Genomic DNA, 26,577 nt, shown 5'->3' with positions numbered 1-26,577 from the left:
TCGCCACCCAATTTGAACATCATTCGCCGCTGGGAGGGTGCTGCTCCAGGGCGAGCTTGAGATAGCGTCCCGTGTGGGAAACCGGATTCACCGCCACCTGTTCCGGTGTGCCGGTGGCGATGATTTGCCCACCCCGATCGCCCCCTTCGGGCCCCAGATCAATCACCCAATCGGCGCACCGGATGAAGTCCAAGTTGTGCTCGATCGCCAGCACCGTGTTGCCCTTATCCACTAGCCGTTGCACCACGTCCAGTAGCTTATGCACGTCATAGAACGAAAGGCCCGTGGTCGGTTCGTCGATCAGATACAGGGTTTTGCCCGTGGCTCGGCGGGATAGTTCCGTGGCCAGCTTCACCCGCTGGGCCTCGCCACCGGAGAGGGTGGGGGCCGGTTGACCGAGCTTGATGTAACCCAGACCCACATCGGAGAGGGTTTGCAGGCGACTGACGGCTTTCGGCACGTTTTGGAACACCTCCAGCGCCTCATCGATCGTCATTTCCAGCACGTCAGCGATCGAGTAGCCCTTGTATTTCACCTGGAGCGTTTCTCGGTTGTAGCGCTTGCCTTTGCAGACTTCGCACTGCACATAGACATCGGGCAAGAAATTCATTTCGATCGTGTTCACGCCCTGGCCGCCACAGGCCTCGCAGCGGCCGCCCTTGACGTTAAAGGAAAACTGACCGGCTTTGTAGCCCCGCGCTTTGGCCTCGATCGTCTGGGTGAACACGTCGCGGATGATGTCAAACGCGCCCGTATAGGTGGCGGGGTTGGAGCGGGGCGTGCGCCCGATCGGGGATTGGTCGATCGCGATCGCCTTGTCGATATGTTGCAGGCCGCGAATATCGCCCAAATCCGCCGGAAACGGAATCTTGTGACCCAGGTGGTGATAGAGCGCAGGCAATAGCAGCTCATTCACCAAGGTGGACTTGCCGGAACCAGACACCCCCGTCACGCAAACAAATTTGCCCAAGGGCACTTCCACGCTCACGTGCTGCAAATTATTGCGGTAGGCATCCAAAATTTTCAGGCTCAGGCCATTGCCCGATCGACGCTCGGCCGGGGTGCAAATTTGCCGCCGCCCGGACAGATAGGCCCCCGTTAAGGAGGTTTCCGCCTTCAGCAAATCCGCCAGGGAACCTTGGGCCACAATTTCGCCCCCATGGATGCCCGCGCCGGGGCCAATGTCCACCAAGTGATCCGCCGCCCGAATCGTGTCTTCATCGTGCTCCACCACAATCAGCGTGTTGCCCAAGTCCCGCAACCGGGTGAGGGTGGCCAACAGCCGATCGTTATCCCGCTGGTGCAGACCAATGCTCGGTTCATCCAACACATAGAGCACCCCCGTCAAGCCTGCACCGATTTGGGTGGCTAGGCGGATCCGCTGGGCCTCGCCGCCGGAAAGGGTCGCCGCCGATCGATCCAAGGTCAAATAATCCAACCCCACATCGATCAAAAACTTCAACCGCGATTCCACCTCCTTCAGCGCCAAGGCCCCGATCGCCTGTTGCCGTTCTGACAGGAGCGATCGTCCATCAATGCTGCCCGTGAGTTGTTGCACCCGCGCCAAGGCTTCCCGTACCGACACATTGGTTAAATCAATAATTCGGTAGGGCCCCAAGCGCACGGCCAGTGCCTCCGGTTTCAACCGTTGACCCTGGCAAACCTCGCAAGCTTGATCGACTAAATATTGCTCTAGCTTTTGTTTGTATTGATCAGAGGTGGATTCGCGATATTGTCGATCCAAAATCGGCAAGATCCCTTCATACTTTCGGTGATAGCCCTGGCGTTCTCGGAATCGGGAATCCGTTTCAATCCAAATCGGTTTATCCGTGCCGTACAACAAGATCTGTTGCTGTTCTTCGCTGAGTTGGTTCCAAGGCGTTTGAATTTCAAACCCAAAGGCCTGCCCCACACTGTGCAGCAAAGATAGGTAATAGGTACTGTCCTTATCTGACCAAGGGGCCACCGCTGCATAGACCGGCAACTTGGGATCAGGAATCACCAATTCTGGGGAAAAGGTGCGTAAGAATCCCAATCCATGACAAGCGGGACAAGCCCCATAGGGCGAATTAAACGAAAAGAGTCGCGGCGACAATTCCTCCATCACTGCGCCGTGTTCAGGGCAAGCAAAATTCTCAGAAAAAACCAAAGATTGGGGCAATTCTGTTGCCGTTTCGGAATTAGCCGCCCCATTGGTCGAATCCGCAGCGGTTGTGCCATTGGCTCCGGAATCCGGCGCATGGGCAGCGGGCAAAATATCCACCACAGCCACCCCGCCCGCATGTTTGAGGCAAGTTTGCAAGGAGTCAACGAGCCGCTCTTGGATGCCTTCTTTTTTAATTAGGCGATCGACCACAATTTCAATGTCGTGAAATTTGTTTTTGTCCAGTTCGATCGCATCACTCAGTTCGCGTACTTCCCCATCAATTCGCACCCGTGCAAAGCCTTCGGATACCAAACTCGATAGCAGTTTTTTGTGGGTTCCTTTTTTGCCGCGCACCACCGGGGCCAGAATTTGGAACCGAGTCCGATCGGGCAGTTCCATCACCCGATCGCACATTTGATCGATCGCTTGGGGCGCAATTCCCCGATCGCAAACGGGACAATGGGGTTCACCGGCCCGCCCATAGAGCAACCGCAAATAGTCATAGATTTCCGTCACCGTGCCCACGGTCGATCGGGGGTTGTGGCTGGTGGATTTTTGGTCGATCGAAATGGCCGGACTCAGCCCCTCGATCGCGTCCACATCGGGCTTATCCACCTGTCCCAAAAACTGCCTTGCATAGGCGCTCAGGGACTCCACATAGCGCCGCTGACCCTCTGCAAAGATCGTGTCAAACGCCAACGAAGATTTTCCCGATCCCGACACCCCCGTAAACACAATTAATTGGTTGCGCGGCAGCTCCAAATCAAGATTTTTCAGGTTGTGTTGCCTTGCGCCGCGCACATGGATCCGCTCGCGGACTTCGGGAGACTGCGGCTGGCGATCAGGATGGGGACGGGAATTAGCAGAACTAGCCATGGGGGCAACCACCGCAACAAACGCCAGCAAATCGAAAATAGCGCTCTTTATCCTAGCGTTCGATCGGGGTGGGCGGCGGCGCAACGGTCAAGGGTCGCGTGCAAAATTGAACGATGGGAAGCGGGATTCGTTGGCGCTGTCGCCGAAGCGGCTCAAGATTTTGGCTATTTTCCGAGCGATCGCCCTGGGGTGTGGGTGGAGTGTGAGCCGGACGGTCAGTTACGGGATCCGGAATCAATCCCGTTGGCAGATCCAATTCGCGGCTATGTTTTGCGGGAGGTGAAACCGCATGTGGAGGATACGTCGATCAATTTGAGCAAGACTACAATTGGCTATGGGATTAGCTTTAACAAGTATTTTTACAAGCGCCAGTCGTTGTGATCGTTGGTGGAGGCAATGGCGGAGATTCTCCAACTTGAGGCAGAAACGGAGGGCTTACTCAAAAATCTGGTGAATTTTGCGGGGTTATGAGGAATGGCTAGAGATATGTTTCATGATCTGGTCAAGGCTGGATTGGAGGCAGAGGGATGGGTGATTACGGCCGATCCGTTATATCTATCGTTTGGTCGCGTTAATTTTGAGGTGGATTTAGCGGCGGAGCGGGTTATCGCAGCGGAACGGGAAAATCGGAAAATTGCAGTCGAAATCAAAAGCTTTGTGAAGTCGTCATTCATAACCGATTTTTATGGTGCGTTGGGTCAATTTCTAAGTTATCGGTTGGTGCTTCAGAGAGTCCAGCCAGATCGAGAGTTATTCTTGGCAGTGCCGCTGGAAACTTATGAACGCTTTTTTTCACTGGAATTTACGCAATCAGCAATTCAAGAATATTCACTACAACTAATTATTTACGATTCTGAGCAGGGAGGTTTAGTGCGATGGATCGATTAATCATGTATCGCAATGCAATTAAACAATTATTGTCTGAGTACCACTCTGGGGAGCGTGTGGGAAATGCATACGAGTCTCAGTTGATTTTGGATGAGGTTCGCGATCACTATCTTTGGTTAGATTTAGGTTGGGAGGGGTCGAAGCGTATTTACCATCCGATTATGCATTTCGATATCAAGGATGGGCGAGTCTGGATTCAGGAAAATATGACGGATCAAGATCCGGCGGAAGATTTGATCGAGTTGGGGGTTGAGCGATCGGATATTGTCCTGGGGCTACAGCCACCGTTCAAGCGTCCATTTACTAATTATGGAGTGGCATAGTGATGAATTTTCTGAAACATAAGCGATCAGAAGAGCTGAATGAACTAAATTAAGTTTTGATTGTTGAAGCTGTAACCGGAAAAACCAAGGTCTAAAACCATGTCAAAATCAAGAAAATACCAATGGGTTTATTCTCCCTCGAAGCAAAACAAACCCAAAGTCCCCGAAGCCGAAAAACAAGCCATTACCCAACAGGTGCAAGCGCTAATCGACACTGACCTAGCCCCACGCTATCTCCACCAAGACCAACACGCCTACTTCCAAATCGAAAGCCTATTCATCAAATGGCATCGCAGCTTTATTTATCTCTGCTATACCTGCCGCCTCAAGAACTCGGAAGCCGTTGAAGCCGCGATCGCAGAATTCAAAGACAGCGTGATTAGAGAGGCGATCGAAGAGCGATTCACCCGCCTCGAATACGTCGCCCCCGATCAATTTAATCTCGCCTACTTCCGCCACACTGGTAAATGGTGGACAACCCACGAAAACATCACCCTTGATGCCGCCCTCACCACCATTCGCGAATACGAAATCTATCACCCCTAATCCACGCCACCCAGGGCGATCGGCCCATGACCCCAGACACCCAAGCCCAACCCCTCACCGCCGAAACCGTCCTTGCAACCCTGCGCCAACTTTTCCCAACGCTTCAACAACAATACAACATCAAAAAACTCGGACTCTTTGGTTCCTACAGCCGCAACCAAGCCACCGAAGAAAGCGATATTGATCTACTCATCGAACTTGATTCCGACATCACCTTCGGACTCATCACCTTTTGCCACATCGAAAATACCCTAAGCGAAAAACTCGGCAAAAAAGTTGATCTCGTGATTTCTGAAAACCTGAAATCCAGCCTAAAACAAAATATCTTAGACGACGTAATTTATCTATGACTCCCAGAAAAATTAGAGACTTTCTCAACGATATGATTTCCTCAATCGACCTTACTCAGGAATTTATAGCCGGTCTAACCTTTAAAACATTTGAGGATGATCAGAAGACCATTTTTGCCGTAAGTCGAGCCATTGAAATCATTGGTGAAGCCTCCAAACAGATTCCAAAAGAGATTTGCGAACAATATCCAGCGATTCCATGGAAAGCGATCGCAGGCATGAGAGACAAAATGATTCATCACTACTTTGGTGTGAACTTAAAAATACTCTGGAATACTGTTAATAATGATCTACCAGTCCTCAAACCAGAATTACTCAAAATCCTCAACAACCTAAAAGACTAGAAAATTATGCTCAATGAACCAAAGCCAACAACCCTCACCGCTGAAACCGTTCTTGCAACCCTGCGCCAACAACCGAACCTTTTTGAACAATACAACATCAAAACCTTGGCACTCTTCGGTTCCACTGCTCGCAACCAAGCTACCGAACACAGCGACCTCGATTTCTTAGTCGAATTTGTCGGAAATCCCACTTTTAAAGGATATATGAAACTAAAGTTCTATCTAGAAGAGTTGTTTCATAAGCCCGTCGATCTAGTGACTCAAAGATCAATAAAATTAATAATTCGAGACCAAATTCTAAGTGAAGCAATCTATGTCTAGAAATATTCGGCTTTATATTCAAGATATTCTCGAAAGCATCTCTAAAATCCAAAAAGCAACCAGGGAGTATCAAAAGGCAGATCTACTAAAAAACGATATCGTTTTTGATGGTGTTATCTTGAATCTGCAAATCATTGGAGAATCAGTCAAGCAAATTCCGCTATCTATTCGAGAAAAATATCCACAAATTGACTGGAACAGCATCATTGGCCTGCGAAATATCATCGCCCATACTTACTTTTCACTAGATCCAGAAATTATTTGGGACATCACTCAAACTGAACTTAATCCGCTCAAGAGCTGCATCGAAACCATTGAACAGAATGAAGCCCTCGGTTAAATTCAGTCTGACTTAAAAAGTACTATCACGATCAACACAAAAAATGACAAACCTCACCGCCGAAACCGTCCTTGAAACCCTACGCCAACAACCGAACCTCTTTGAGCAGTACAACATCAAAACCTTGGCCCTCTTTGGTTCCACCGCCCGCAACCAAGCCACCGAGCACAGCGACCTCGATTTCTTGGTTGAATTTGCTGGCGATCCAACCTTGAATTTGTATATGAGTCTGAAATTTTTTCTCGAAGACTTATTTCAGAAAAAAATAGACTTAGTAATCCAAGAAGATATTAAACCCCAGATCAAAGAAAGCATTATTCAAAAGGCGATCTATGTCACGCAACCTCAAACTGTATCTAGTGGATATTCTCAATAGCATTGACAACATTCAAAGCGATACTACAAACATAAGTTATGAGGAATTTGTACAAGATCGACGGACAAAAGATGCAGTGATTCTCAACCTGCTCATTATCGGAGAAGCAACAAAACAGATTCCGCAAGATATTCGTGATCAACATCCAGAAATTCAATGGAAGCAAATTGCAGGCATGAGAGATATGATCGCCCACGCCTATTTCAGTATCAACAATAAAATTGTCTGGAATATTATCGAAAATGATCTAGATTTTCTAAAAACCTGTATCAAAAATATTCAAAGCAATGAAGAAGACCGTTGAAATGTTAGAAATAAGGATACTTAGCATGGTCAGCCAAACGAACACACATATTCTAACCACCGAAATCGTCCTCGAAACCCTACGCCAACAATTAGTGGATTAGTCGATCGCAACTACCACCAAAGTGGTAACCCCAGTGACCATGATTCCAACCTCGCGATCGAGGCGGGCGGCGGCGCGGCCGAGACCGAAACGGTAGGATGGAAAGTGACGGGGCGATCGACTCAAGCCAATTTGCCCCAGTTCCCCGGCCAGGAGATTTTGCCCATGATCGCCCAACTGGACAAGCACCCCCAAAGCCTTGTTGTCTACAGCCCGGAAGCGTATCTCGATCGGGAAGTCAACAGCGATCAGCGTCATGAATACCGAGATGGAGTCATCATCCCCATGACTGGCGGAACCCCCCAACACAATCGCATTAGTGGATTGTTCTACGCACGCCTACTATTTGCACTGCTCAATCGTCCCTATGAAATCTTTCATACGGATCAGCGGCTGTGGATTCCTGAGCGGCGGATGTATACCTATCCCGATGTGATGGTGTTGCCCAAGCCGATCGAACTGCAAGCGGGTCGCAAAGATACGGTAACGAATCCCTTGCTGATTGCAGAAGTGTTGTCCAAATCCACTCGAAACTATGATGGGGGCGAAAAATTTGCCGCCTATCGCACCATTCCCAGCTTTCAGGAATATCTCCTAATTGACCAATACGAAATGCGCGTTGAGCAATTCATCAAATTAGAAGATTGTGAGTGGCGATTTTTGGAATATCGCAAGCCTGAATCTACCCTTCAGCTCAGAACCGTTGAATTAACTTTGCAATTAACTGATCTTTATAGCAATATTGATTTTTCGGAAATGGATTCATCGACTGATGAGCTGGCGATGGATCAGCCGGAAGATCAACAGAATATTTGAAACGTCAAAACTGAGAGGCTGCGGATCTTAACAATTGATGCAGACAAAATGCTTAAGCAGCTTGCGCCACAATCGTCTTTACTTTGTTAGTCCCCAAAGATCTTTTTCAGATACCCTCGCAAGCTCTGAGATTCAATTGAAAACCAAATTAACAGGCATGACTCAAAAATTCCAGCAAAATGCCGCTCAAAAGCCAAGCGAGCAGTCCCAAATTCAGCTCAAAATCTTGAAGAATAGGCTCATCAATCGTGGAGCTTGGCTCGGCTCTGGGGCGATCGCGATCGGGCTAATTCTGATGGCTAATCCTTTGCGGGCCCAGCTCCCCAGCAACAGCGATGATCCAAATAATGCGCCCGATCGACAGCCAACTATGGCCTTGATTTTGGAAAACCGTACCAAAGATGCTTTTATTCGGCGGTTTGTGATCCGAGAACGGCGCAATCGCCCTGGAACCGATTTATTAGCAAATTCCATTGGCATTTATCCCAACGAAGCTCGCCTCATGACCGGTAATTATCCGCGTCGGCTTTTGAGTTGTGTGGAGGTGGTTCCTGTCGGAGGGGGCGAGCCAGTCCGCCACATTGATATGGGACGGGTGCAAGTTGCAGGCAATCGGATTCGGTTCAGCATTGAAGGAAATTGGAAAGAATCACCCTTTGCATCGGGCCCTTGCCCCTAGAAAATGTCCGAGAAATTCTAGCCTTGCCAACAGTTTTGGAAAGATCTTGAATGCCATGGATTCTTGCTACCCAATTTTGCAAAATTGCCAGCGTGAACGTGTGAGTGACGGCGCGATCGTCCCTGTTTTGGATGGGTGCGATCGGGCAGCCAAAATTCTGTTTATTGCTCTGCCTCAATTGGGGGATTTTGATAGCTTGGAATATGCCTGGTGGTTGCGTCGGGAGGCCGATCGCCTGCGTGATCACGCAATTGTGCTGCGGGCTGTGGGAATTGGCGATCGCTCCTCGGGGGAAAAGTTTTGCGATTACACGGGGTTTCCCGCTGAAGCGCTGTCGATCGATCCCACGGCGGATCTCCATCGAGAATTGGGGTTGTATGGCGGCTTGACCCGATCGTGGTTGGGCTTGCGATCGGGCCAAAGTGCTTGGGTGAATTTGATGTTGATGTGCGCGGGCATTGGCAGTCCGGGCACGCTGGCGGAGGTGTTTCGGGGTTACCGGGGCGATCGCGCCGCGCCGCAGTTGATCGCTGACGACGAAACGATCGACACGAAATTACTGCCCCCGATGAAGGGTGAATTTTTTGCCCTGGCCGGTGGGCGCGGGTTTCAGCGTCCCTTTGAGCTGGCCACCCTGCGACTGCGAAATATGGTGGAAGTGTTGAGCCACTGGAATCGCTACGTTCCCGATGCTCAATACATGACCCAACGGGGGGGAACCTTTGTGTTCGATCGCGCCGGGACGTTGCTTTATGAACACCGCGATCGGGGAATTCTGGGCTTTGCCGCGAACATGGCTAATCCCTTGGCTTTCCTAGATCAGTTGGAACCGCCGAATTTGAACCTATCCCAGGCCGCGACGGTTGGCGACCCGGCTTAACCGCCCATCACTTGGGCAGGGCATCACGGGCGGCGATCGCATCGGGAACCCCCAAGGCGGCCGCGCGATCGAATGCTTCCCGGGCCTCAAAATTCCGCCCCTGCTTGGCTAACGCACGACCTAATTTGAAATGGGCCATGCCCGTGTTGGGCTGCAACTCCACCAGTCGCCGGTAGCCAATAATTGCCACCAACACATCGCCCGATTCCAAACTCAGATCCGCCAGAGCCTCTTGGGCATCGTAGGAATCGCCATCAGCCGACACCGCCCGTTGATAGGCGGCGAGCGCTCCAGGAATATCGCCCTGTTCCCGCAGAATTTTGCCAATTTGCAGATGAACGGTCGGATTTCGCGGATTCAGTCGAGCTGCCTGGGCAAAAGCCGCCGTGGCTTCCGTGCTGTTGCCGGCCGCCAACCAGGCCACCCCGAGCGAAACATAGGTGCTGTCGCGGCGGGGGTTCAGCTTTTGGGCCGCTTGCAACGCCGCGATCGCCTGTTGCACTTCGCCGGTCTTCAGTAGGGTTAGCCCCACAAACTCCTGGGCAGTCGCATTCCGGGGATCCAGATTCAGAACTTGACGGTAGGCTTGCAGTGCGCCGCTGTAGTTGGCCTGGCGATAGAGCACGGCTCCCAGCCCCAAATGGGCATTCAGGTGGCGCTCATCCAACTGCACCGCACGGTAGTAGGCGGCTAAGGCTGGTTCCAGGTCGTTCGTGTTGGCGAAGCTGAACCCAAGGGCATAGAAAAATTCAGCATTACGCGGATCAAGTACCGTTGCCTGTTGATAGGCCCGGGCCGCTTCTGCGAAGTTGCCGCGCATGGCTTGCACATAGCCAATGCCGGAATAGATGCGGGCATTGTCTCGATCGAGCTGGGCCGCCCGTTCATAGATCACCAAGGCCGATTCCCAATCGCGCCGCTGCACAAACTGCTCGCCCCGCTCAATCAGATCCTGAAGTTGGGGATTATTGCTGCTGTTGCTGACTTGGGCCAGGGTGAGGGGACTGGCTTGGGCTAGCTCGGGGGCCAGCCCGATCGCCCCGAACCAAACCAGTAACCCCAGCGATCGCCCAATCAGCCGACGGTGGCGGGGTTGAAACAGGGATTGAATGGCCATAGTTGCGGTTTCGATCCTTGCGCGATCGAGCGAGTGGAAGCGTTACAGGAGATCTCTTGCCAAAGATTTATTGCTGAAGATCTCTTGCCAAAGATTTATTGCCAAAAATCTCTTGCCGAAGATCTTAGGGCTTGCGGGGCCATCCCATCTGTGGACAGGCAACCAAAGACAAGGGGCTTCAGCCCCTTGCCATCCTGCTGGGATCTACCCTTGGGCGATCGCCTGGCCCGCCGCAATCCGGGCGCGATCAAACCCGCGTTGGTTCAGGATCTGCCAAGTGGGAACCATCTCCGGCCCCTGCATTGCCCCCATCAAGGTGGCCCGCAGGGTGCGCATCACCTGGCCCTTTTTCGTACCCGTGGACTTCACCACCTGATTAATCAGTGCCATGGCCGCGTCGTGATCCAAGGGCTGGTCGGTCAAGCCGGCCGCCAGCGCCGCCAAAATCTCCGCGCCGCCGGCCTGGGCCAGTTGGGCCTTAGCTTCGTCGGTGTAGTCCACCGTTTCGCTAAAGAACAGCTTGGCCGCCTCAGGCGCTTGATCCAACCGGACGATCGCCGTGGCCAGCAGACCCGCCAAAGCCTCCAGCCAGGGGCGATCGGCTACGGGGTCGAAGCTGTAGCCCGCACCTTGCCAGTAGGGAATCAGGCGATCGAGCAGCTCGGCTGGCGGCATCTTGTGCAGATATTGGGCGTTCAGCCAGTTCAGCTTGTCCCAATCGAACTTCGCGCCCGCCTTGTTCACGCGATCAATCTCAAATTGGGCGGCCGCTTGCTCCAGCGAAAACACCTCGTCCATCCCCTCCGGCGGGGCCCAGCCCAGCAGGGTCATGTAGTTGGCGATCGCCTCGGATAGATAGCCCATGTTGCGGAATTCCGACACCGACGTGGCCCCGTCCCGCTTCGAGAGCTTGCGCCCTTCCCGGTTCAGGATCAGCGGCGTGTGGGCAAATTCGGGAACCGTTGCGCCCAGGGCTTCGTAGAGCAAAATTTGCTTGGCGGTGTTGGCGATGTGGTCTTCACCCCGGATCACGTGGGTGATTTGCATATCAATGTCATCAACCACCACGGCCAGATTGTAGAGCGGTTGGCCCACATCATCGATGCCGGCCGCGCGGGCGACCACCATGTCGCCACCCAGGTCAAAGCCTTTCCATGTGACTGTGCCGCGCACTCGATCGTTCCAAGCGATCGTCCGCTTGTCGTCAATTTTGAAGCGGATCACCGGCTGGCGACCTTCGGCGATGAAGGCGGCTTCCTGCTCGGGGGTCAGGTTGCGGTGGCGGTTGTCGTATCGGGGCGCTTCGTTGCGGGCTTTTTGGCCCTCGCGCAGTTGCTCCAGTTCTTCCGGGGTGGTGTAGCAGCGGTAGGCCAAGCCCTTGTCGAGCAGGGTTTGGATCGCTTGCTTGTAAAACTCATTGCGCTTGGACTGGTAGAACGGGCCTTCATCCCAGTTCATGCCCAGCCATTGCAGGCCTTCGAGGATGTTGGCTTCAAATTCGGGGCGCGATCGCTCGGTGTCGGTGTCTTCAATCCGCAGCACAAAGGTGCCACCCGTGCGACGAGCATAAAGCCAGTTAAAAACGGCGGTGCGGGCCGTGCCGATGTGGAGATTTCCGGTGGGGCTAGGAGCGAGGCGAACGCGAACGGACACGATGGTGTTGGGGGCTAAAGGATTGTCATAAAGCGGCTTTGATTGTAGCGGGTTGCGGCCCTGACGGGGGGCGATCGGGTGACTGGCCTGGCTTGATCGATTGCGATAGTTTGGAAAGGTGTTCGATCTGAGGATCAACCCCATGACCCAAGTTTGCACGCCCATCGAACCGGCAATTCAACTCATTCAGCCAGAACCACCCCAGTCGATCGCCCTTAGTCAGCCCTATCGTTTCACGGTGACGGAATACCAGCGAATTTATGAGGCCGGTGCGCTCGCGCCGGACGCTCGCACGGAACTCATTGAAGGAATCATTGTCAAAATGTCGCCCATTGGATTTCGTCACCAATCCTGTGTCAGTCAACTAGCTGAGGTGTTTTTTGATCTATTGCGAAAACGGGCCACGCTCAATGTCCAATGTTCTTTGCAACTGACGGATTCACAGCCTCAGCCGGACTTGGCTATTCTGCGACGCGACCCGAAATTTTATAGAACTGGTCACCCCCAGACTAGCGATGTATTACTGCTGATTGAAGTGGCGGATAGCACGCTGAAATCTGATCGCGAGGTCAAAGGGCCACTCTACGCGCGATCGGGGATTGGCGAGTTTTGGCTAGTGGATTTGGAGCACAAAAAACTCGAGGTTTATCGTGATCCCAGTCCCGAGGGCTATCAAACCAAATTCACCCTCACCGCTGCCGATCGCGCCGCTTGCTTAGCCTTTCCCGACGAATCGATCGCCCTGTCAGACCTTTTTGGAAACCCAGCAGAATCATCCGCATAATTCGAGATATTGGTTGCTCGCCATTGCGCCAATGATTTTGCTAATAATCCAGCGGTAAATCGTAGGATTCCAACAGCGCCCGATCGCCCAATAATTCCGCCGTGGGTCGATCTTCTCGGATCCGCCCATGGGACAAAATCAAGGCTCGATGGGTGGTTTTGCCAATCCATTGCAAATCATGGGAAGCCACAATCAGCGATTGAATGGGTAAGGTTTCCAAAACCTGAGCGAGCGATCGTCGCCACCGAGGATCGAGGCCCGTGGTTGGCTCATCCAACACCAAAATGGCTGGCTCCAGGGCCAGCACGGCCGCCAAGGCCGCCAACCGCCGCTGCCCCCCCGAAAGTTCATGGGCCGATCGCCCCTCAAAGGCCAACAGATCAAAACGGGCTAGGAGTTCCCTGGCTTGGTTTTTGGCTTGGGCGATCGGGATGCCATAGTTCAGCGGCCCAAACATCACATCTTCCAAGATGGTCGGCATAAACAATTGGTCGTTGGCATCTTGGAAACAAAAGCCCAAGCGGCGGCGAATGGTGGGCAAGGTGCGCGGCTCCACCCGGGTTTCCCCAATCCACACAGCGCCTCGGCTCGGTTGCTTCAGGCCAATCAGTTGCTCCAAGAGGGTGCTTTTGCCACAACCGGTGGGCCCCAACAGGGCCACCCGATCGCCCGGCTCCAAGGCAAAGGAAATGCCCTGCAAAACCGGCGGCTGTTGGGGATAGGCAAATTGCAAATCTTGCACCAAAACGGCGGCCGACACTTCAGCACGATCAAGCTCGCATTTAGAAAAAAGGGTCATGAAACTGTTGCGGCGGCCATGCGATCGAACTTTATTCCTGCTTGATCAACCTTAAAGGGATTAGGGCGACAGCGCCAAACCAGCACCCGTTGGCATCGTCCCAAAGGGAGGCAAACCTGCGCCAAAATCCCTACTCAAAACCGTAGGAGCCGATCGCTAGACCAGCAGCCCCCACCGCCGCCCCCCACAACCACCAGCGATGGTGTGGCGGGCTGGGGTGCAACAGGGGCAAGGCTCCCCCATAGCCCCGAACCACCATGGCCGCGTAGACCCGCTCAGCGCGATCGAGACTGCGCAAATACAAAGAGCCGATGGTGGCGGCGCTGACATAGCGCAACCAACTGCCCGGCCCCGACAGCCCCCGACAGGCGGCCGCCCGCTGCATCCGTTGCACCTCGTCGATCACAATTTCCAGGTATTGCCCCGCCAAGAGGGCCGTTTCTCGCAAAGCGGCCGGCAGCGGCAAACTTTTCAAGGCGATCGCCAAACTATGGGGCGGCAGGGTCAACAACACCCCATTCATCAGCAACAGGCAAACCAGCGATCGCGCCATCAGGAAGCTGGCCCGTTCCCAACCGTGGGGCAAGGCCGCCAGGCTCAGAAACACCAGTTCCGCTCCCAACAGGCCCAGGAGCGATCGCGCCGGAACCCGCAACCAGCAAACCCAGGCGATCGCCAAACTGCCATAGACCGCCAACGGGGCCCAAGCACCCACCCGCAAGCAAGCAGCCCCCAATACCCAAATCAGAGCCAACCGCAACCGCAACACCACCAGGGCCGGGCCCGGAGTCGATCGCTCCGAACCCCATGTTGATTGGCGATTGGCATTCAGGCTGATTTCAATCACGACTCTTCAGCTCGCTTGGGTTGCACCAACTTGGCGATCCCGAAGGCTGCACCAAAGGAAACCACACTGCCTAACAACCCCGTAATGGTCGTGCCCAAGGGCCCTAAGCCTTCAATGCCATAGTCCGCAAAGGGCGTAGGCACGGTAATTCGCACCTCTTCCGCCAGCCGAATAAAGCCCAAATCTTCCGCCACCTTTTCCAAGCCATCGGGCCAGGAAGATGCCAATAAAGACAGCACCCCCGCCACCAACAGCACGCCGATCACCGGCCCTTGCCACTGTTCCAAACGCGGCTTGGCTCCCGGCAGCAGGTCGGGGCGAGCCTTGGTCAAATAGCCAATGACACCAGCGGTGATGATCCCTTCGCCCAAGCCAATCAGGATATGGACTCCGGCCATGGCGGGCACGGCGAGCTGAAAGGCCGCCGTCCCGGATAACACCAGCTCGATCGCACAGGCGATCGCCGCCACCACCACACTCAACCCCGCTGCAATTCCGGCCGCAAGCGGCAATCGTCGCTGGGATCCCCCGAGTAGACGCTGAATCACCTGGGTCAAAATCCAGCCCGTCCAGACTCCGAAGACGGCCATATTCAGAATGTTGGCTCCCAAGGCCGTGATGCCGCCATCGGCAAACAACACCGCCTGAATCAGCAGGACTGTGGCGATCGAGAGGGTTCCCGCCCAGGGGTTACCCATCAACACGGCTGCTAGCGTTCCCCCCAGCAGGTGGCCGCTTGTGCCGCCAGCGACGGGGAAGTTCACCATCTGAGCTGCAAAGACGAAGGCTGTGGTTAGCCCCAAAATTGGCCCCTGTTTGAGGCCATAGGTCGATCGGGTGCGCACCAAGGACAGGGCGATCGCCCCGATTGTGGCCGCCGATGTGACCGTTGCCACGGGCACTGAAACAAAACCGTCAGGAATATGCATGAAACCAGCCAGCGTTAATCACACAACAGATTGCCATTCCAAAAAAACAAGTTCAGCCCCAAAAAACAATCCCTACCGAGGGGATATGAATCGCCCGATGAAGTGGTGGGGTTGCTGCCCTTGGAGTTCTCAAATACCCATCTTCCAAACTTGCTCAATTGGCTTTTCAGAGTGATGCAGAAATTGGTCAAAAACCATCTGCCAATTCAATTTTTCCTGACTAAACCGATTGATTCTCGCTATTGATTTCTCAGCGAAATTATCCTTCTGCTCGAAAAATGAAGCGTTGGGAGGATGCTCAATTCAATGCATTGAGTCTTGATCAAGTCGTGATTGAGCCTTGATTGGGGTTACCTAGCGTGAAGTAATCTGGGTTTAGATTTATTCGCAATGCCGCTTTAGGATTGCCACTGATCCATAGTGATGGATTGCATCCCTATCATGGCCCAGATTTTTCAAACCCCTCAAGAATTAACAATCTTTTAAAAGCCGATGAATCATCCCATTGGCTTGGCTACCATAGCTACCGCCAAATAGATTAAAGTGATTCAAGATATGGTAAAGATTGTAAAGATCTTTGCGGATTTCATAACCTGATTCCAGGGGATTCACTTCACCATAACCTTGATAAAAGCTGTTGGGAAAGCCGCCAAATAATTCAGTCATGGCTAAATCTGCCTCCCGATCGCCCCAATAGGTTGCCGGGTCAAAGATCACGGGTGTGCCATCCACCATCACCGCCGCATTACCCGACCACAAATCCCCATGGAGCAGGGCGGGTTGGGGGCGATGTCCCTTCAGCAAGCTGGGAATGGCGGCCAACAGGCGATCGGCCTCGGGGAAATGGCCGCCACGCCGCTGGGCCAACTGCAACTGAAACCCAATGCGCCGCTCTGTCCAAAAGGTGACCCAATCATCGGCCCAATCGTTGGGTTGGGGGGTGGAGCCGATCGTGTTGCCTCGCCACCACCCAAAAGCCCGCTGCCCGGAGGCCGGCTGCCAACGGTGCAACTGCGCTAAATTTCGCCCCAATTGGGCCCAGGCTTCATGGTTGCCACGGCCCAACTCCAGCCACTCCAAAACCAAATAGGCGCGATCGCCCGCTTGGCCATAGCAGAGGGGTTGGGGCACTTTTATGGCTTGGGTGGTGGCTAGGTCTCGGAGGGCTGCGGCCTCGGCCGTGAACATTTCCAGACCGCTGGCCTGATTCAGCTTGACAAAGTAAACGGGGGCGTTGGCAGCGTCGCCAAAACTCAGGCGATAGGTTTGGTTAATGCAACCGCCACCGACCGATCGGGCCGTGGGCGACTCCGCTGAACCACCGCCCTGTTCCCGAATGGCTCGGGCGATCGTTGCCCATAGTGCTGACAGGTTTTCCATCACAATGACCTAATTGAATGACTCAATATCTAATGACCCAATCTTTAATGACCCCATTTGTAGTGCGTCGCTTGATTTGTAATTTGCAATTCTTGCGGGATTCAACCATTGTTGAAATAGCATTCAAATCAATAGCATTCAAACGAAATTGAGAGCGGGCTGTGCTGGATTTGGTAAAGCTTTCAAAACAAATGCAGGGCATGGGCCAACAGCTCACCCAGGAGTCGCGGGCGGCGCGCCAACGGTTGACGATCGCCCAAGAATTGCTGGCTCAAGTGCAACCGGAACAGGACTATTGGGTGGGGCAGCTTCACCAATGGCGCGATCGCCTGGAATTTGTGGCGGCCGAGCCGATCGAACCCTTGGACAAGCGCGAACCCATTGGCTCCGCCCCGATCGCCCACAGCTTGATCGCCACCGATGGTTCCCAAATTGCCCCCAGCCACCACGAAATCGCCTACTGCTACTTGATCAACACCGGGCGCGTGGCCCTGCACTACGGCCAAAAGCGTTATCCCATGCTGGATAGTTTGCCGGAAATTTTTTACAAACCCGAAGACCTCTACATTTCCCGCCAGTGGGGAATCAGCACCGAAGATTGGATGGGCCATCGGCGCACCGTGGCCGAGGCGGAAGCCCTGGCGGATTTGGGCACAGACTTAGCCCACAGCATCACCACTGGCAACAGCAAGGACGCACCGCCCACGCTGGCCATGGTGGATGGCTCGCTGATCTATTGGTTTCTCGATCGAATGCCGAGCACAGCGGTCGATCGGATTTTGCCGCCGATTTTGGCCGCCTGGGAACGGTTGCGGTTATCGGGCATTCCCCTGGTCAGCTATCTAAGTGCTCCCCGCAGTGGCGAGGCGGCTAACTTTTTTCGGCTCAAAACCTGCAACCAAATCACGCCCGATTGCAAAACCCACTGTCCTGGGCGAGCTGATGAGGCCCCTTGCAACCGGCTCAAACCGCTGCGGGATGCGGCCCTCTGGTCGGTGTTGCTGGAGTCGGGGGAGCGGGGGCCCCTGTGGCGATCGAATGCTCGTGTACTGGAGGACTATGGCCGCCACCGAATCTATTTCTGTTACCTGCATGTGGGAACTGAGGTGGCGCGGGTCGAAATGCCGGAGTGGGTGGCGACCGATCGCGCCTTGTTGAACCAGTCCTTGAGTCTGATTCTCAGTCAAGTGCAAAAGGGCTATGGTTACCCGATCGCCCTGGCCGAGGCCCACAACCAGGCGGTGGTGCGTGGGAGCGATCGCAGCCGGTTTTTCTCGTTGCTGGAGCGGGAAATGGTGAAGGCCGGCCTCAGCAACATTGGCACTTCCTACAAAGAAGCCCGCAAACGCAACAGCATTGCCTGAGGAATCCAAGAACGATCCAAGAACAAGCCAAGGCTGTTGCCCTTGGCCATCGATCAATTAATCTCTCTGGCGTTTTGGATTTATCGATCTCTGGATTTATCGATCTCTGGATTTGGCGATTTGTTGATTAACCCTCATCCTTCTGGATTGCCAGGGAAAATCCGGAACCGCTTGGGGCATTTTTTGAAGGGGCCGGGCGATCGGGCGGGGACGGGATTGCCCAATCACGCTGGCACGGGGATCGATCGCCGCGCCAATTGGGCGAGTGGAATAGGGGAACTGTGGCGATCGCACCACTGGCCAAGGGCTTCCGGAATTTGGCAATTGCTCAGGGAATCTGAACCCAAGAGACGAGATTCAAATCCAATCGCTCCTTTCACACCCCCATCAGAGACGACCTATGGCTATGCTGCGCCCCCAAGGTATCTACCAATCCCGTTCGGCTCAAACCATTCTGGCTCTGCTGTTGACTCTGCCGATGGTGCAAGGTGTTGCAACTCCGCTGATGGCCGCTGAAGCGGTGCGAGCCGCCGGCCCCGAGCCGATCGCCAGCACCCTGCCCAGCAATGCCCGCATCTTGCATGTGAACCCTGCCATGGGCGCGGACACGGCCCCCAGCGGTAGCCAGCGGGCCCCCTTCCGCACCATCGCCTACGCCCTCAGCCAAGCTCAGCCGGGGGATGTGGTGCAGTTGGCCCCGGGAACCTATAGCGCCGCCACGGGTGAAACGTTTCCGCTGATGGTTCCGGAAGGGGTGACTCTGCGGGGGGACGAAGCCGCCGAGGGCAAAAACACGGTCATTCAAGGGGGCGGTAGCTTCATTAGCCCCAGCTTTGCTCGCCAGAACGCGGCAGTGCGGGTGCAACGCAACACCGTCCTGAGTGGCATCACCGTCACCAATGGCAACACACGCGGCACGGGCGTTTGGGTGGAGTCTGCCAACCCAGTGATTCGCCGCAGTGTGTTTAAGGGCAATCACCGCGATGGCATTTTTGTGACCGGGAACGCTGCGCCGACGATTCAAAACTGCCTGTTCCATGAGAACAAGGGGAATGGCATTGCGCTGACGCGGGCGGCCGGTGGGGAAATTCGTGATAGCTGGTTCCAAGCAACGGGCTTTGGCCTGGCGATCGGGGGAACGGCCAATCCGTTGGTGGTGAACAACACGATCGTCAATAACCAGGATGGCGTGGTGATTTCTGACCAAGCGCGGCCGGTGTTGCGCAATAACTCGATCGAGAACAACGGGCGGGACGGCATTGTGGCGATTTTGCGCGCTCGCCCCGATCTGGGAACCAGCGCGGCTCCGGGCAACAACCGAATTATGGGGAATGGTCGCTTTGCGGTGAATAACGCCACGGGGAACGCCTTCAGCTCGATCGGCAACCAAATGGGCCGTAGTCGTGTCTTTGGCCTCTAGGCGATCGCGGCGAGACCGTTAATGCACTGAATATCAGCATTCTGTGCTCAGGGGGTCTGCACTTAGCATTCGCTTTCGTTGCTTCCTTACACCGAACTGAGTCCGTAGCATGGCTGTTGAGGCTGGCTACGGACTTTCTGTGTGAATTTTTGTGGCGTGTCTTTGTGCAGCAACCGCTACTCATCCACTTGCCAGAGTTCTTTGGCGTAGTCCTGATCGAGACCCTTCTTGGGCCGCAAGACGAGAATCAGCTTACCCAGGAGCGATCGCTCGGGTTCCGCGTCAAACCATTCAAAGGCTAAGTTCTCGTCACCATCAGCCACCGCAAAAAAGGCATCATCCCGCCAGGTGCGATCGGCTCGATCGATCACCAGCATCACTGATTCCGGGCGATCGTCCGGTAGGGCGGCCGGCAACTGTTCCGGCAAGGCCAACAGGGCGATCGGGTCTTCGGCATTGCGCAACACCTGCCAATTGGGCAGCGCCACCCAAGCCCCCTCACCCGAAAACCGCACCATGCCAAAGGGCCCTTCCGACTCAATCAGGGGCACAGCTCGCAAGGCCGCCACGGGCATTGGCAACTGGCCCGCCACCGCCAGCAGGCGCGGCTCTTCTTCGTCGGAATCAATCCGATAAACCGGCATTCGGGGGGCACTCTTGGGAGCCACCACCGTGAAGTCCATCAACAGCTTTTCCAGTTGGGCCCGAGCTTCCGGCGTTTGGGCAAACCGCAACCCCTTGGCAATCAGGCGCGATCGACTTTGCAGATCCGTTTGCTGCCGGGCCGATCGCCAACATTGCCAGGCCAGCGCATCCCCCGGCAATTCCGCAAATCCTTCCGGCTGCTGTTTCAGGTAGGTCAATTCCTTGAAGGCTTTCACCACCTCGCGGGCCTCATCAAAATCCAACCCCCGCTCCACCACCAAGGCCGCCGTCGAAAGGCGATCGTCTTCGGACAAAACCCGCATTTCATACAGAATGTCGCTGCCCTTGCGCCCAAAGTGCTCTTGCACCGGCTCCGGCGCATCCAGTTTCAGCAGGGTTTGGTAAACCTGGGATCCGACAATCACTTGGTTTTGTTGGATTGGCTCAAAGCCCGTGTCTTCAAAGATTTTTTGGGGCCCCAGGCCGCTTTGTTGCAGCTTTTGGCAGGCTTGGCCCCACTCGACCCACGATCCTTCCTTGCGCCGCAGTTGCAACAACAGGCGATCAACCTCCTCTGGAGCCAGGCCTGCCTTGGCCGCTTGAAAGGGTTGGGAGGGGTTGCGATGAAACGAATCAGTCATTCTGGAAACCTACAAGACAAACCTGGCCCCATGGGCCCGGTGGCGAGCGTCGGGCGGCCATGGACAGGGCGATCGCGCTGATGCCCATGCTAGGCCAATCGGGCGTATCAGCAGAACCAATCAGCCCCAGCCGATCGAAGACGGGGCCCGTTCTCGTACAACGATATACTAGGCACGGAAAGCCCGCTGAACATCTATGCCTAGCCTCTATCACTAGCGTATTTCGGGTGATTTTGAGCAATTTCTCTTGGAAATTTTGGCTCAATTTCCCCCACTGGCTTGCCGCGATCGCGCGGCCCGGCTTTCCTCCAGACCCGCTCATCGCGCTGAAGCTATGAACCAAGGAATCGACCTCCAAAGCAGCTTCGTGCAAGCGCTCGCCGACTTCGGACTGCCTGGCGATTTCGCCCGCGCCGTGTGGATTCCGCTGCCGCTGCTCCTGATGCTGATTACTGCCACCGTCGGCGTGCTTGTCGTCGTGTGGCTTGAACGGAAAATTTCCGCCGCTGCCCAACAGCGGATTGGTCCCGAATATGCGGGGCCCCTCGGCGTGTTGCAACCGGCCGCCGATGGTCTGAAATTGCTATTTAAAGAAGACATCGTGCCGGCCAAGGCGGATCCTTGGCTGTTCACGATCGGGCCGGCGCTGGTGGTGGTTCCCGTCTTTTTGTCTTACATCATTGTGCCCTTTGGCCAAAACGTGAACATCACCGACCTGGGGTTGGGGGTGTTCCTGTGGATTGCCCTCTCCAGCATTGCCCCGATCGGGCTGTTGATGTCGGGCTATTCGTCCAACAACAAGTACTCCCTGCTGGGGGGCTTGCGGGCCGCTGCCCAATCGATTAGCTACGAAATTCCCCTGGCCTTGGCCGTGTTGGCGATCGTGATGATGTCCAACTCCCTGAGCACCGTGGACATCGTGGATCAACAATCGGGCTACGGCATCCTGGGTTGGAACGTCTGGCGGCAACCGCTGGGCTTCCTAATCTTCTGGATCGCCGCCCTGGCGGAATGCGAACGGTTGCCCTTCGACTTGCCAGAAGCAGAAGAAGAACTGGTGGCCGGCTACCAAACCGAATATGCCGGGATGCGGTTTGCCCTGTTCTATTTGGGGTCTTACGTGAACCTCACCCTGTCGGCGCTGCTGGTGGCAGTGTTGTACCTGGGGGGTTGGGAATCGCCCGTCTCGATCGAATGGTTGGCTGGAACCCTCGGCTTGGATCTGAGCACGGCTTGGGTGCAAATCATCGCCGCCGCCCTCGGCATCGTGATGGTGCTGTTCAAGACCTATCTGCTGGTGTTCTTGGCAGTGTTGCTGCGCTGGACGGTTCCCCGGGTGCGGATTGACCAACTGTTGAACCTGGGTTGGAAGTTCCTGCTGCCGGTCGCTCTGGCTAACTTGCTGCTGACGGCGGCCCTGAAACTCAGCTTCCCGGCCTTCTTCGGCGGCTAACGGGGCCTAAAACCCCAGCCCCGTCCGCTTTGCTTCGCCCTTTGCACCCGAACCGTTCCGAGATCCCCGAAGGGTTCGGATGGGGGCGATCGGGAAGCACCGCGCAACCGCAAAACGCGCAACAGCGAAATGATCCGGCGGGCCCGCCGCCCGCCCCAAGGTTGGACTGACTGAACGCGAACCAACGTTTGTTACCCGCAATCTTGTTAACAGAGAGGCAAACACCATGCTGAACTTCCTCAAGAAAGTCAGCGACTATGCTGGCGAGGCAGTCCAAGCGGCCAAATACATCGGCCAAGGCCTGTCGGTGACGTTCGACCACATGCAGCGCCGCCCCGTGACGGTGCAATATCCCTACGAAAAGCTCGTGCCTTCGGAGCGTTACCGGGGTCGAATTCACTACGAATTTGACAAGTGCATTGCCTGCGAAGTTTGCGTGCGGGTTTGCCCAATTAACCTGCCCGTGGTGGACTACGAATTTAATAAAGCCACCAAGAAGAAAGAACTGAAGAGCTACAGCATTGATTTCGGGGTTTGCATTTTCTGCGGTAACTGCGTGGAATATTGCCCCACCAATTGCCTGTCGATGACGGAAGAATATGAACTGGCGAGTTTCGATCGCCACGATTTGAACTTCGACAGCGTGGCCCTGGGTCGCTTGCCCTACAAGGTGACGAACGATCCGATGGTTACGCCGCTGCGGGAGTTTGCCTACTTGCCTTCTGGGGTGATTGATCCCCACGATGTGCCCGCCGGATCCCAACGGGCCGGCAGTCGCCCAGAAGAAATTCTGGCCACCCTGGAAAAGGACAAGCCCGACGCTTAAGCGGCGCGAGGCCCAGACAAGGGGCTTAAGCCCCTTGCCTCTTAACCCTGGGATAAGTCCAGCGATCGCGATTGAGAAGTAGGGAAATTACGGAGCGGAGGTAACGGTGAATTTAGGCGAAAGCGTACAACTGGGGTCATTCGCAATTTTGGCCCTGATGATGCTGGGTTCGGCCCTGGGTGTGGTGCTGGCTGGCAACATCGTCTACTCGGCCTTTTTGCTGGGGTTAACCTTCATCAGCATGGCCGGTTTGTATTTGCTGCTGAATGCGGATTTCGTGGCGGCGGCGCAAATTCTGGTCTATGTGGGCGCGGTGAACGTGCTGATCCTGTTTGGGGTGATGCTCGTGAACAAGCGCGAAGACTACGTACCGGCGGCCGGGGCCCTGCTGCGGCAGGTGGTGACGGCGCTGGTTTGTGCGGGGTTGTTTGCCCTGTTGGCGGCGGTGGTGCTGACCAGTCCTTGGCAGTTGGCCACGGATTTCCAAACGGTGGAATCCTCGATCGTCACCTTGGCCAAGCATTTCTTTAGCGATTATCTGTTGCCCTTTGAAGTGGCTTCGGTGTTGCTGCTGATGGCGATGATTGGGGCGATCGTCCTGGCGCGTCGTGATCTGCTGGTGGATGACCCCACAACGGGCCAACCGACGGAAACGGAATTGGCGTTGCCGGAGCGGCCGAAAGAATTGGCCGCCACCGATCGCTAGTTGCCCATCCCCATCAGGCAAGGGGCTGCCGACTGATCGCTAGTCGATCGCTAGTTGCCCACTCAAACTAGACAAGGGGCTTAAGCCCCTTGTCCCAGCACTTCAAGGCAGTTTTCAGCAGGAGCGAGCAATGCAACTGGAATATTTTTTGCTATTAGCGGCGGCGCTATTTTGCACCGGAATTTTTGGCTTGGTCACCAGCCGAAATGCAATTCGGGTGTTGATGTCGATCGAGCTGATGCTCAACGCCGTGAATTTGAACCTGATGGCCTTTTCTAACTATCTCGATCCCCAAGGGATCAAGGGTCAGGTGTTCGCGGTGTTTGTGATTACGATCGCGGCGGCCGAAGCGGCTGTGGGTTTGGCGATTGTCCTGTCGATTTACCGCAACCGCGACACGATCGACATGGAGCAATTCAACCTCTTGAAGTGGTAAATCCAGTTGGATTGATCACGATTGGTCAGTATTTGCAAGTATTTTCAAGTATTTCAAGGGCTTGCCAATACTGGCAAATTTGCAAAACAGCAGGGGCGCGATCGAGCCGTGTCCCTGTTGTTGTATGGAGCATGACCTCAGCAGAACTCTAAAACACCGGCCCCGATCGACGACGCAGCACCTCCAGCAGCGTTTGGAAATGTTCCGGTAAGGGCGCTTCCGTATCGATCCATTCGTAGTTCAAGGGATGCTGAAACCGGAGTTTCCAAGCATGGAGCGCCTGCCCCGGTAAATTCACCCCAATGCTGCGGCCCGAGCCATAGACCGGATCCCCCACGATCGGGTGGCCTAGTTCGGCACTGTGGACACGGATTTGGTGGGTGCGACCCGTTTGCAGCTCAAAGCGAATTAGGGTGTAGTTGCCCAAGCGTTCTTCGATGAACCAATGGGTGATTGCCTTGCGGCCGCCTTTTTCAACGGGAACGATCGCCTGTTTTTTGCGATCAACCGGATGCCGCCCGATCGGCAGATCCACCACCCCCCGATCGTCCCGAGGCGCACCATAGACAATCCCCAAATAGGTGCGTTGGGCCACCTTGTAGCGCAACTGGGCTTGTAGGTGTTGATTGGCCAAGTCGGTTTTGGCAAACATAATTGCGCCCGTGGTGTCCCGATCGAGCCGATGCACCACCCCCGGCCGCTGCACGCCATTAATCGACGGCATTTCCATTCCCGGCAGGGTTTTGCAGTGGGCCAAGAGCGCATTCACCATCGTGCCGTCCGGATGCCCCGGAGCCGGATGCACCACCATGCCCGCCGGTTTGTTAATCACAATCACCTGCGAGTCTTCATACAAAATATCCAGCGGGATCGCCTGGGGTTCCAAGCTCAGGGGTCGATCGGGCGGAATGGTCACCACAATGCGATCGCCCGATTTCACCTCCCCATGCTTGTTGGTGCAGGGCGCATCATTCACCTGCACTTGGCCCGCTTCAATCAGCTTTTGAAAGCGCGATCGAGACAAATTGGGCCACTGAGCCGCCAGGAAGCGATCGAGCCGCTCCGAGCGATCGGCTGTGCAAGCATAGGTCGCCAAGTTGCTTTCGTCCGCCGCTTCCAGTTCCGTGAAATCCATTCCAGGGTCTGCCGACGGATCGAGCGATGGGTCTCGCGCTGGATTTCGCGATAAATCCAGGGAATGATCCTTTTCGTCCGTTTCGTCCGTCCAAGGTTCACTCACCGGACTCGGAACGGGGGATGATGATTCTGATGGGCAGCCCAATGGTTCAACTCCGCAGCGCGATCGCGCTTGGCATTCTACTGCAAACGGTTGATCAAACAGTTTGCAAATCTATTTTTGGGTGATTGCCAGGTCATGATTGCGCCTGACATTTAACTCAACTTCTGAGCCATTGCCAGACGATTACTGAGCCTGACGCTCAACTTAACTTTCAACCTGACTTTTTGAGATTTCCCATGCGCCGTTCTGCTAAATCTTTTTCTCTCAATCGATTGGTACGTTGGATGATTCGGGCCAGCTATCACGATCGGGAATTTTTGAAACTGGCCGATGGCATTGAAGGGATCATCTCTCGGGCCCTGTCCCTAGCCACGATCATGGTGATCATCGTGGCAACCGTGGATTTAATTCTGTTGCTTTCTGGGCAATTATTCCGATCGCCCCTAGGCTTTTTCAACTCATCTCTGCAAGAGATCTTTGGCTCACTGCTCAGTATCCTCATTGCCCTAGAAATTCTAGAAAACATCACCGCCTATTTGCGCAAACATGTGGTGCAAGTGGAGTTGGTGGTGGCGACTTCTCTCACCGCCGTCGCCCGAAAAATCATCATTCTGGATCTATCCAAAATTGACGGTCTAGAGCTAATTGGGCTGGGGTTGGCCATCGTGGCCCTTTCCGCCAGCTATTGGCTCATTCGACAGGCCAACCAGCAACCGCCATCCATTAATCCCTATCATTCCAGCGATCACGATCCTGACGAATCCTCAGATCACGAAACGGATCGTCTACCCATCACAAATCGCCCTGCGCCGGCCGCCATGGTGGTAGATCAGATGGTTGCGGATCCGGTGACTCCCGACTTGGGCCCCGACGCACGGACCGATCGCCCCGCAGACCCCTCCAGTCCGCCGCCGCCCCAGGCCTAAGGAGGCGTTCGATCGGTCGTGCCGGCCGCGAGCGATCGCCCACCGCGCTATCATCAATACGCATTAAATCCCTCGCTGAAAAACTCCGCGCCGATCGGGGCAGGTCTTGCCCATTTCCCG

31 protein-coding genes are annotated in these 26,577 nt (G+C 54.9%); 20 read left to right on the top strand and 11 right to left on the bottom strand.

The window, feature by feature from the left end; all coding sequences use genetic code 11:
• Positions 1–19: 19 nt before the first annotated feature.
• The gene (gene uvrA, locus ACZA91_RS01655; RefSeq protein ID WP_463184377.1) at positions 20–3,022 is read right to left on the bottom strand and encodes an excinuclease ABC subunit UvrA; all 3,003 of its coding nucleotides are present in this window, start codon (positions 3,020–3,022) and stop codon (positions 20–22) included.
• 474 nt (positions 3,023–3,496) lie between these two features.
• On the opposite strand from uvrA, the gene ACZA91_RS01650 reads away from it, so the two are divergent.
• The 9 genes from ACZA91_RS01650 (at position 3,497) to ACZA91_RS01610 (ending at position 6,814) form a co-directional block, all read left to right on the top strand.
• Complete coding sequence (locus tag ACZA91_RS01650; RefSeq protein ID WP_463184376.1) at positions 3,497–3,910, top strand: element excision factor XisH family protein; 414 nt, start codon at positions 3,497–3,499, stop codon at positions 3,908–3,910.
• Complete coding sequence (locus tag ACZA91_RS01645; RefSeq protein ID WP_099532830.1) at positions 3,898–4,233, top strand: XisI protein; 336 nt, start codon at positions 3,898–3,900, stop codon at positions 4,231–4,233. The genes ACZA91_RS01650 and ACZA91_RS01645 overlap by 13 nt, the downstream gene beginning before the upstream one ends.
• A gap of 99 nt (positions 4,234–4,332) precedes the next feature.
• Positions 4,333–4,779: a DUF3024 domain-containing protein gene (locus ACZA91_RS01640; RefSeq protein WP_463184374.1), complete on the top strand. Its 447-nt coding sequence runs from the start codon at positions 4,333–4,335 to the stop codon at positions 4,777–4,779.
• A 26-nt stretch (positions 4,780–4,805) separates the two neighbouring features.
• Positions 4,806–5,129 (top strand): nucleotidyltransferase family protein, encoded by a 324-nt coding sequence (locus ACZA91_RS01635; protein ID WP_463184373.1) that lies wholly within the window; start codon positions 4,806–4,808, stop codon positions 5,127–5,129.
• Complete coding sequence (locus tag ACZA91_RS01630; protein ID WP_190531698.1) at positions 5,126–5,473, top strand: HepT-like ribonuclease domain-containing protein; 348 nt, start codon at positions 5,126–5,128, stop codon at positions 5,471–5,473. Before ACZA91_RS01635 ends, ACZA91_RS01630 begins: the two co-directional genes overlap by 4 nt.
• Positions 5,474–5,479: 6 nt before the next feature.
• On the top strand, positions 5,480–5,794 hold the full coding sequence (locus tag ACZA91_RS01625; protein WP_190353781.1) for a nucleotidyltransferase family protein: 315 nt from the start codon (positions 5,480–5,482) through the stop codon (positions 5,792–5,794).
• The gene (locus tag ACZA91_RS01620; protein ID WP_190353780.1) at positions 5,787–6,134 is read left to right on the top strand and encodes a HepT-like ribonuclease domain-containing protein; all 348 of its coding nucleotides are present in this window, start codon (positions 5,787–5,789) and stop codon (positions 6,132–6,134) included. Before ACZA91_RS01625 ends, ACZA91_RS01620 begins: the two co-directional genes overlap by 8 nt.
• 43 nt (positions 6,135–6,177) lie before the next feature.
• A complete protein-coding gene (locus ACZA91_RS01615) occupies positions 6,178–6,510 on the top strand; it encodes a nucleotidyltransferase family protein (protein WP_190353779.1) in 333 nt (110 codons plus the stop codon).
• Positions 6,494–6,814 carry a HepT-like ribonuclease domain-containing protein gene (locus ACZA91_RS01610; protein WP_347343115.1) on the top strand — a complete coding sequence of 107 codons (321 nt, stop codon included), beginning with the start codon at positions 6,494–6,496 and terminating at the stop codon, positions 6,812–6,814. The genes ACZA91_RS01615 and ACZA91_RS01610 overlap by 17 nt, the downstream gene beginning before the upstream one ends.
• Positions 6,815–6,913: 99 nt before the next feature.
• On the opposite strand, the gene ACZA91_RS01605 is transcribed toward ACZA91_RS01610, so the two are convergent.
• On the bottom strand, positions 6,914–7,174 hold the full coding sequence (locus tag ACZA91_RS01605; protein ID WP_463186493.1) for a hypothetical protein: 261 nt from the start codon (positions 7,172–7,174) through the stop codon (positions 6,914–6,916).
• Between ACZA91_RS01605 and ACZA91_RS01600 the strand changes: the two genes are divergently transcribed.
• The 3 genes from ACZA91_RS01600 (at position 7,082) to ACZA91_RS01590 (ending at position 9,291) form a co-directional block, all read left to right on the top strand.
• On the top strand, positions 7,082–7,732 hold the full coding sequence (locus ACZA91_RS01600) for a Uma2 family endonuclease (protein WP_463184368.1): 651 nt from the start codon (positions 7,082–7,084) through the stop codon (positions 7,730–7,732). The genes ACZA91_RS01605 and ACZA91_RS01600 overlap by 93 nt on opposite strands.
• A 157-nt stretch (positions 7,733–7,889) precedes the next feature.
• Positions 7,890–8,411, top strand: a complete 522-nt coding sequence (locus ACZA91_RS01595; RefSeq protein ID WP_463184366.1) for a hypothetical protein — start codon at positions 7,890–7,892, stop codon at positions 8,409–8,411.
• 55 nt (positions 8,412–8,466) lie between these two features.
• Positions 8,467–9,291: a peroxiredoxin-like family protein gene (locus tag ACZA91_RS01590; protein ID WP_463184365.1), complete on the top strand. Its 825-nt coding sequence runs from the start codon at positions 8,467–8,469 to the stop codon at positions 9,289–9,291.
• A 7-nt stretch (positions 9,292–9,298) separates the two neighbouring features.
• Here ACZA91_RS01590 and ACZA91_RS01585 read toward each other — a convergent pair whose 3' ends face one another.
• Both ACZA91_RS01585 and gltX read right to left on the bottom strand, forming a co-directional pair.
• Positions 9,299–10,408 (bottom strand): tetratricopeptide repeat protein, encoded by a 1,110-nt coding sequence (locus ACZA91_RS01585; RefSeq protein WP_099532818.1) that lies wholly within the window; start codon positions 10,406–10,408, stop codon positions 9,299–9,301.
• Between the two features lie 204 nt (positions 10,409–10,612).
• The gene (gene gltX, locus ACZA91_RS01580; RefSeq protein ID WP_190531707.1) at positions 10,613–12,061 is read right to left on the bottom strand and encodes a glutamate--tRNA ligase; all 1,449 of its coding nucleotides are present in this window, start codon (positions 12,059–12,061) and stop codon (positions 10,613–10,615) included.
• A 142-nt stretch (positions 12,062–12,203) separates the two neighbouring features.
• On the opposite strand from gltX, the gene ACZA91_RS01575 reads away from it, so the two are divergent.
• Complete coding sequence (locus ACZA91_RS01575; RefSeq protein WP_190531709.1) at positions 12,204–12,845, top strand: Uma2 family endonuclease; 642 nt, start codon at positions 12,204–12,206, stop codon at positions 12,843–12,845.
• Between the two features lie 40 nt (positions 12,846–12,885).
• On the opposite strand, the gene ACZA91_RS01570 is transcribed toward ACZA91_RS01575, so the two are convergent.
• The 4 genes from ACZA91_RS01570 to ACZA91_RS01555 all read right to left on the bottom strand — a co-directional run bounded on the left by ACZA91_RS01570 (position 12,886) and on the right by ACZA91_RS01555 (position 16,800).
• A complete protein-coding gene (locus ACZA91_RS01570) occupies positions 12,886–13,644 on the bottom strand; it encodes an energy-coupling factor ABC transporter ATP-binding protein (protein ID WP_463184363.1) in 759 nt (252 codons plus the stop codon).
• Between the two features lie 130 nt (positions 13,645–13,774).
• A complete protein-coding gene (locus tag ACZA91_RS01565) occupies positions 13,775–14,419 on the bottom strand; it encodes an energy-coupling factor transporter transmembrane component T family protein (RefSeq protein ID WP_099532869.1) in 645 nt (214 codons plus the stop codon).
• A 68-nt stretch (positions 14,420–14,487) separates the two neighbouring features.
• On the bottom strand, positions 14,488–15,420 hold the full coding sequence (locus ACZA91_RS01560; protein WP_463184362.1) for an energy-coupling factor ABC transporter permease: 933 nt from the start codon (positions 15,418–15,420) through the stop codon (positions 14,488–14,490).
• A gap of 471 nt (positions 15,421–15,891) precedes the next feature.
• Positions 15,892–16,800, bottom strand: coding sequence for a fructosamine kinase family protein (locus ACZA91_RS01555; protein WP_463184360.1), 909 nt, complete (start codon positions 16,798–16,800; stop codon positions 15,892–15,894).
• 161 nt (positions 16,801–16,961) lie between these two features.
• Here ACZA91_RS01555 and ACZA91_RS01550 point away from each other — a divergent pair, with 161 nt between their 5' ends.
• Entirely contained in the window at positions 16,962–18,164 is a 1,203-nt protein-coding gene (locus ACZA91_RS01550; RefSeq protein WP_099532809.1) for a DNA double-strand break repair nuclease NurA, read from the top strand.
• A gap of 224 nt (positions 18,165–18,388) precedes the next feature.
• Here ACZA91_RS01550 and ACZA91_RS01545 read toward each other — a convergent pair whose 3' ends face one another.
• The gene (locus tag ACZA91_RS01545; RefSeq protein WP_255508510.1) at positions 18,389–18,511 is read right to left on the bottom strand and encodes a hypothetical protein; all 123 of its coding nucleotides are present in this window, start codon (positions 18,509–18,511) and stop codon (positions 18,389–18,391) included.
• Positions 18,512–18,564: 53 nt separating this feature from the next.
• Between ACZA91_RS01545 and ACZA91_RS01540 the strand changes: the two genes are divergently transcribed.
• Positions 18,565–19,584 (top strand): DUF1565 domain-containing protein, encoded by a 1,020-nt coding sequence (locus ACZA91_RS01540; protein WP_463184358.1) that lies wholly within the window; start codon positions 18,565–18,567, stop codon positions 19,582–19,584.
• A 176-nt stretch (positions 19,585–19,760) separates the two neighbouring features.
• Here the strand turns inward: ACZA91_RS01540 and ACZA91_RS01535 are convergent, their stop codons facing one another.
• Entirely contained in the window at positions 19,761–20,870 is a 1,110-nt protein-coding gene (locus tag ACZA91_RS01535; protein WP_190353763.1) for a RuBisCO accumulation factor 1, read from the bottom strand.
• 334 nt (positions 20,871–21,204) lie between these two features.
• On the opposite strand from ACZA91_RS01535, the gene nuoH reads away from it, so the two are divergent.
• From nuoH to nuoK, 4 genes are all read left to right on the top strand, one after another.
• Positions 21,205–22,323, top strand: a complete 1,119-nt coding sequence (nuoH, locus tag ACZA91_RS01530; RefSeq protein WP_099532868.1) for an NADH-quinone oxidoreductase subunit NuoH — start codon at positions 21,205–21,207, stop codon at positions 22,321–22,323.
• Between the two features lie 226 nt (positions 22,324–22,549).
• Complete coding sequence (gene ndhI / locus ACZA91_RS01525; protein WP_463184355.1) at positions 22,550–23,149, top strand: NAD(P)H-quinone oxidoreductase subunit I; 600 nt, start codon at positions 22,550–22,552, stop codon at positions 23,147–23,149.
• 106 nt (positions 23,150–23,255) lie between these two features.
• Positions 23,256–23,855 (top strand): NADH-quinone oxidoreductase subunit J, encoded by a 600-nt coding sequence (locus ACZA91_RS01520; RefSeq protein WP_099532803.1) that lies wholly within the window; start codon positions 23,256–23,258, stop codon positions 23,853–23,855.
• A gap of 130 nt (positions 23,856–23,985) precedes the next feature.
• Positions 23,986–24,291 carry an NADH-quinone oxidoreductase subunit NuoK gene (gene nuoK / locus ACZA91_RS01515; RefSeq protein ID WP_099532802.1) on the top strand — a complete coding sequence of 102 codons (306 nt, stop codon included), beginning with the start codon at positions 23,986–23,988 and terminating at the stop codon, positions 24,289–24,291.
• A gap of 148 nt (positions 24,292–24,439) precedes the next feature.
• On the opposite strand, the gene ACZA91_RS01510 is transcribed toward nuoK, so the two are convergent.
• A complete protein-coding gene (locus ACZA91_RS01510) occupies positions 24,440–25,531 on the bottom strand; it encodes an RluA family pseudouridine synthase (protein ID WP_463184353.1) in 1,092 nt (363 codons plus the stop codon).
• 236 nt (positions 25,532–25,767) lie between these two features.
• On the opposite strand from ACZA91_RS01510, the gene ACZA91_RS01505 reads away from it, so the two are divergent.
• On the top strand, positions 25,768–26,457 hold the full coding sequence (locus ACZA91_RS01505; protein WP_463184352.1) for a phosphate-starvation-inducible PsiE family protein: 690 nt from the start codon (positions 25,768–25,770) through the stop codon (positions 26,455–26,457).
• The last annotated feature ends 120 nt before the right edge of the window (positions 26,458–26,577 follow it).

Source organism: Limnothrix sp. CMB-01 (assembly GCF_055193175.1).
The sequence above is the reverse complement of the archived record's forward strand: the minus strand, read 5'-3'. Positions and strand labels throughout refer to the sequence as shown.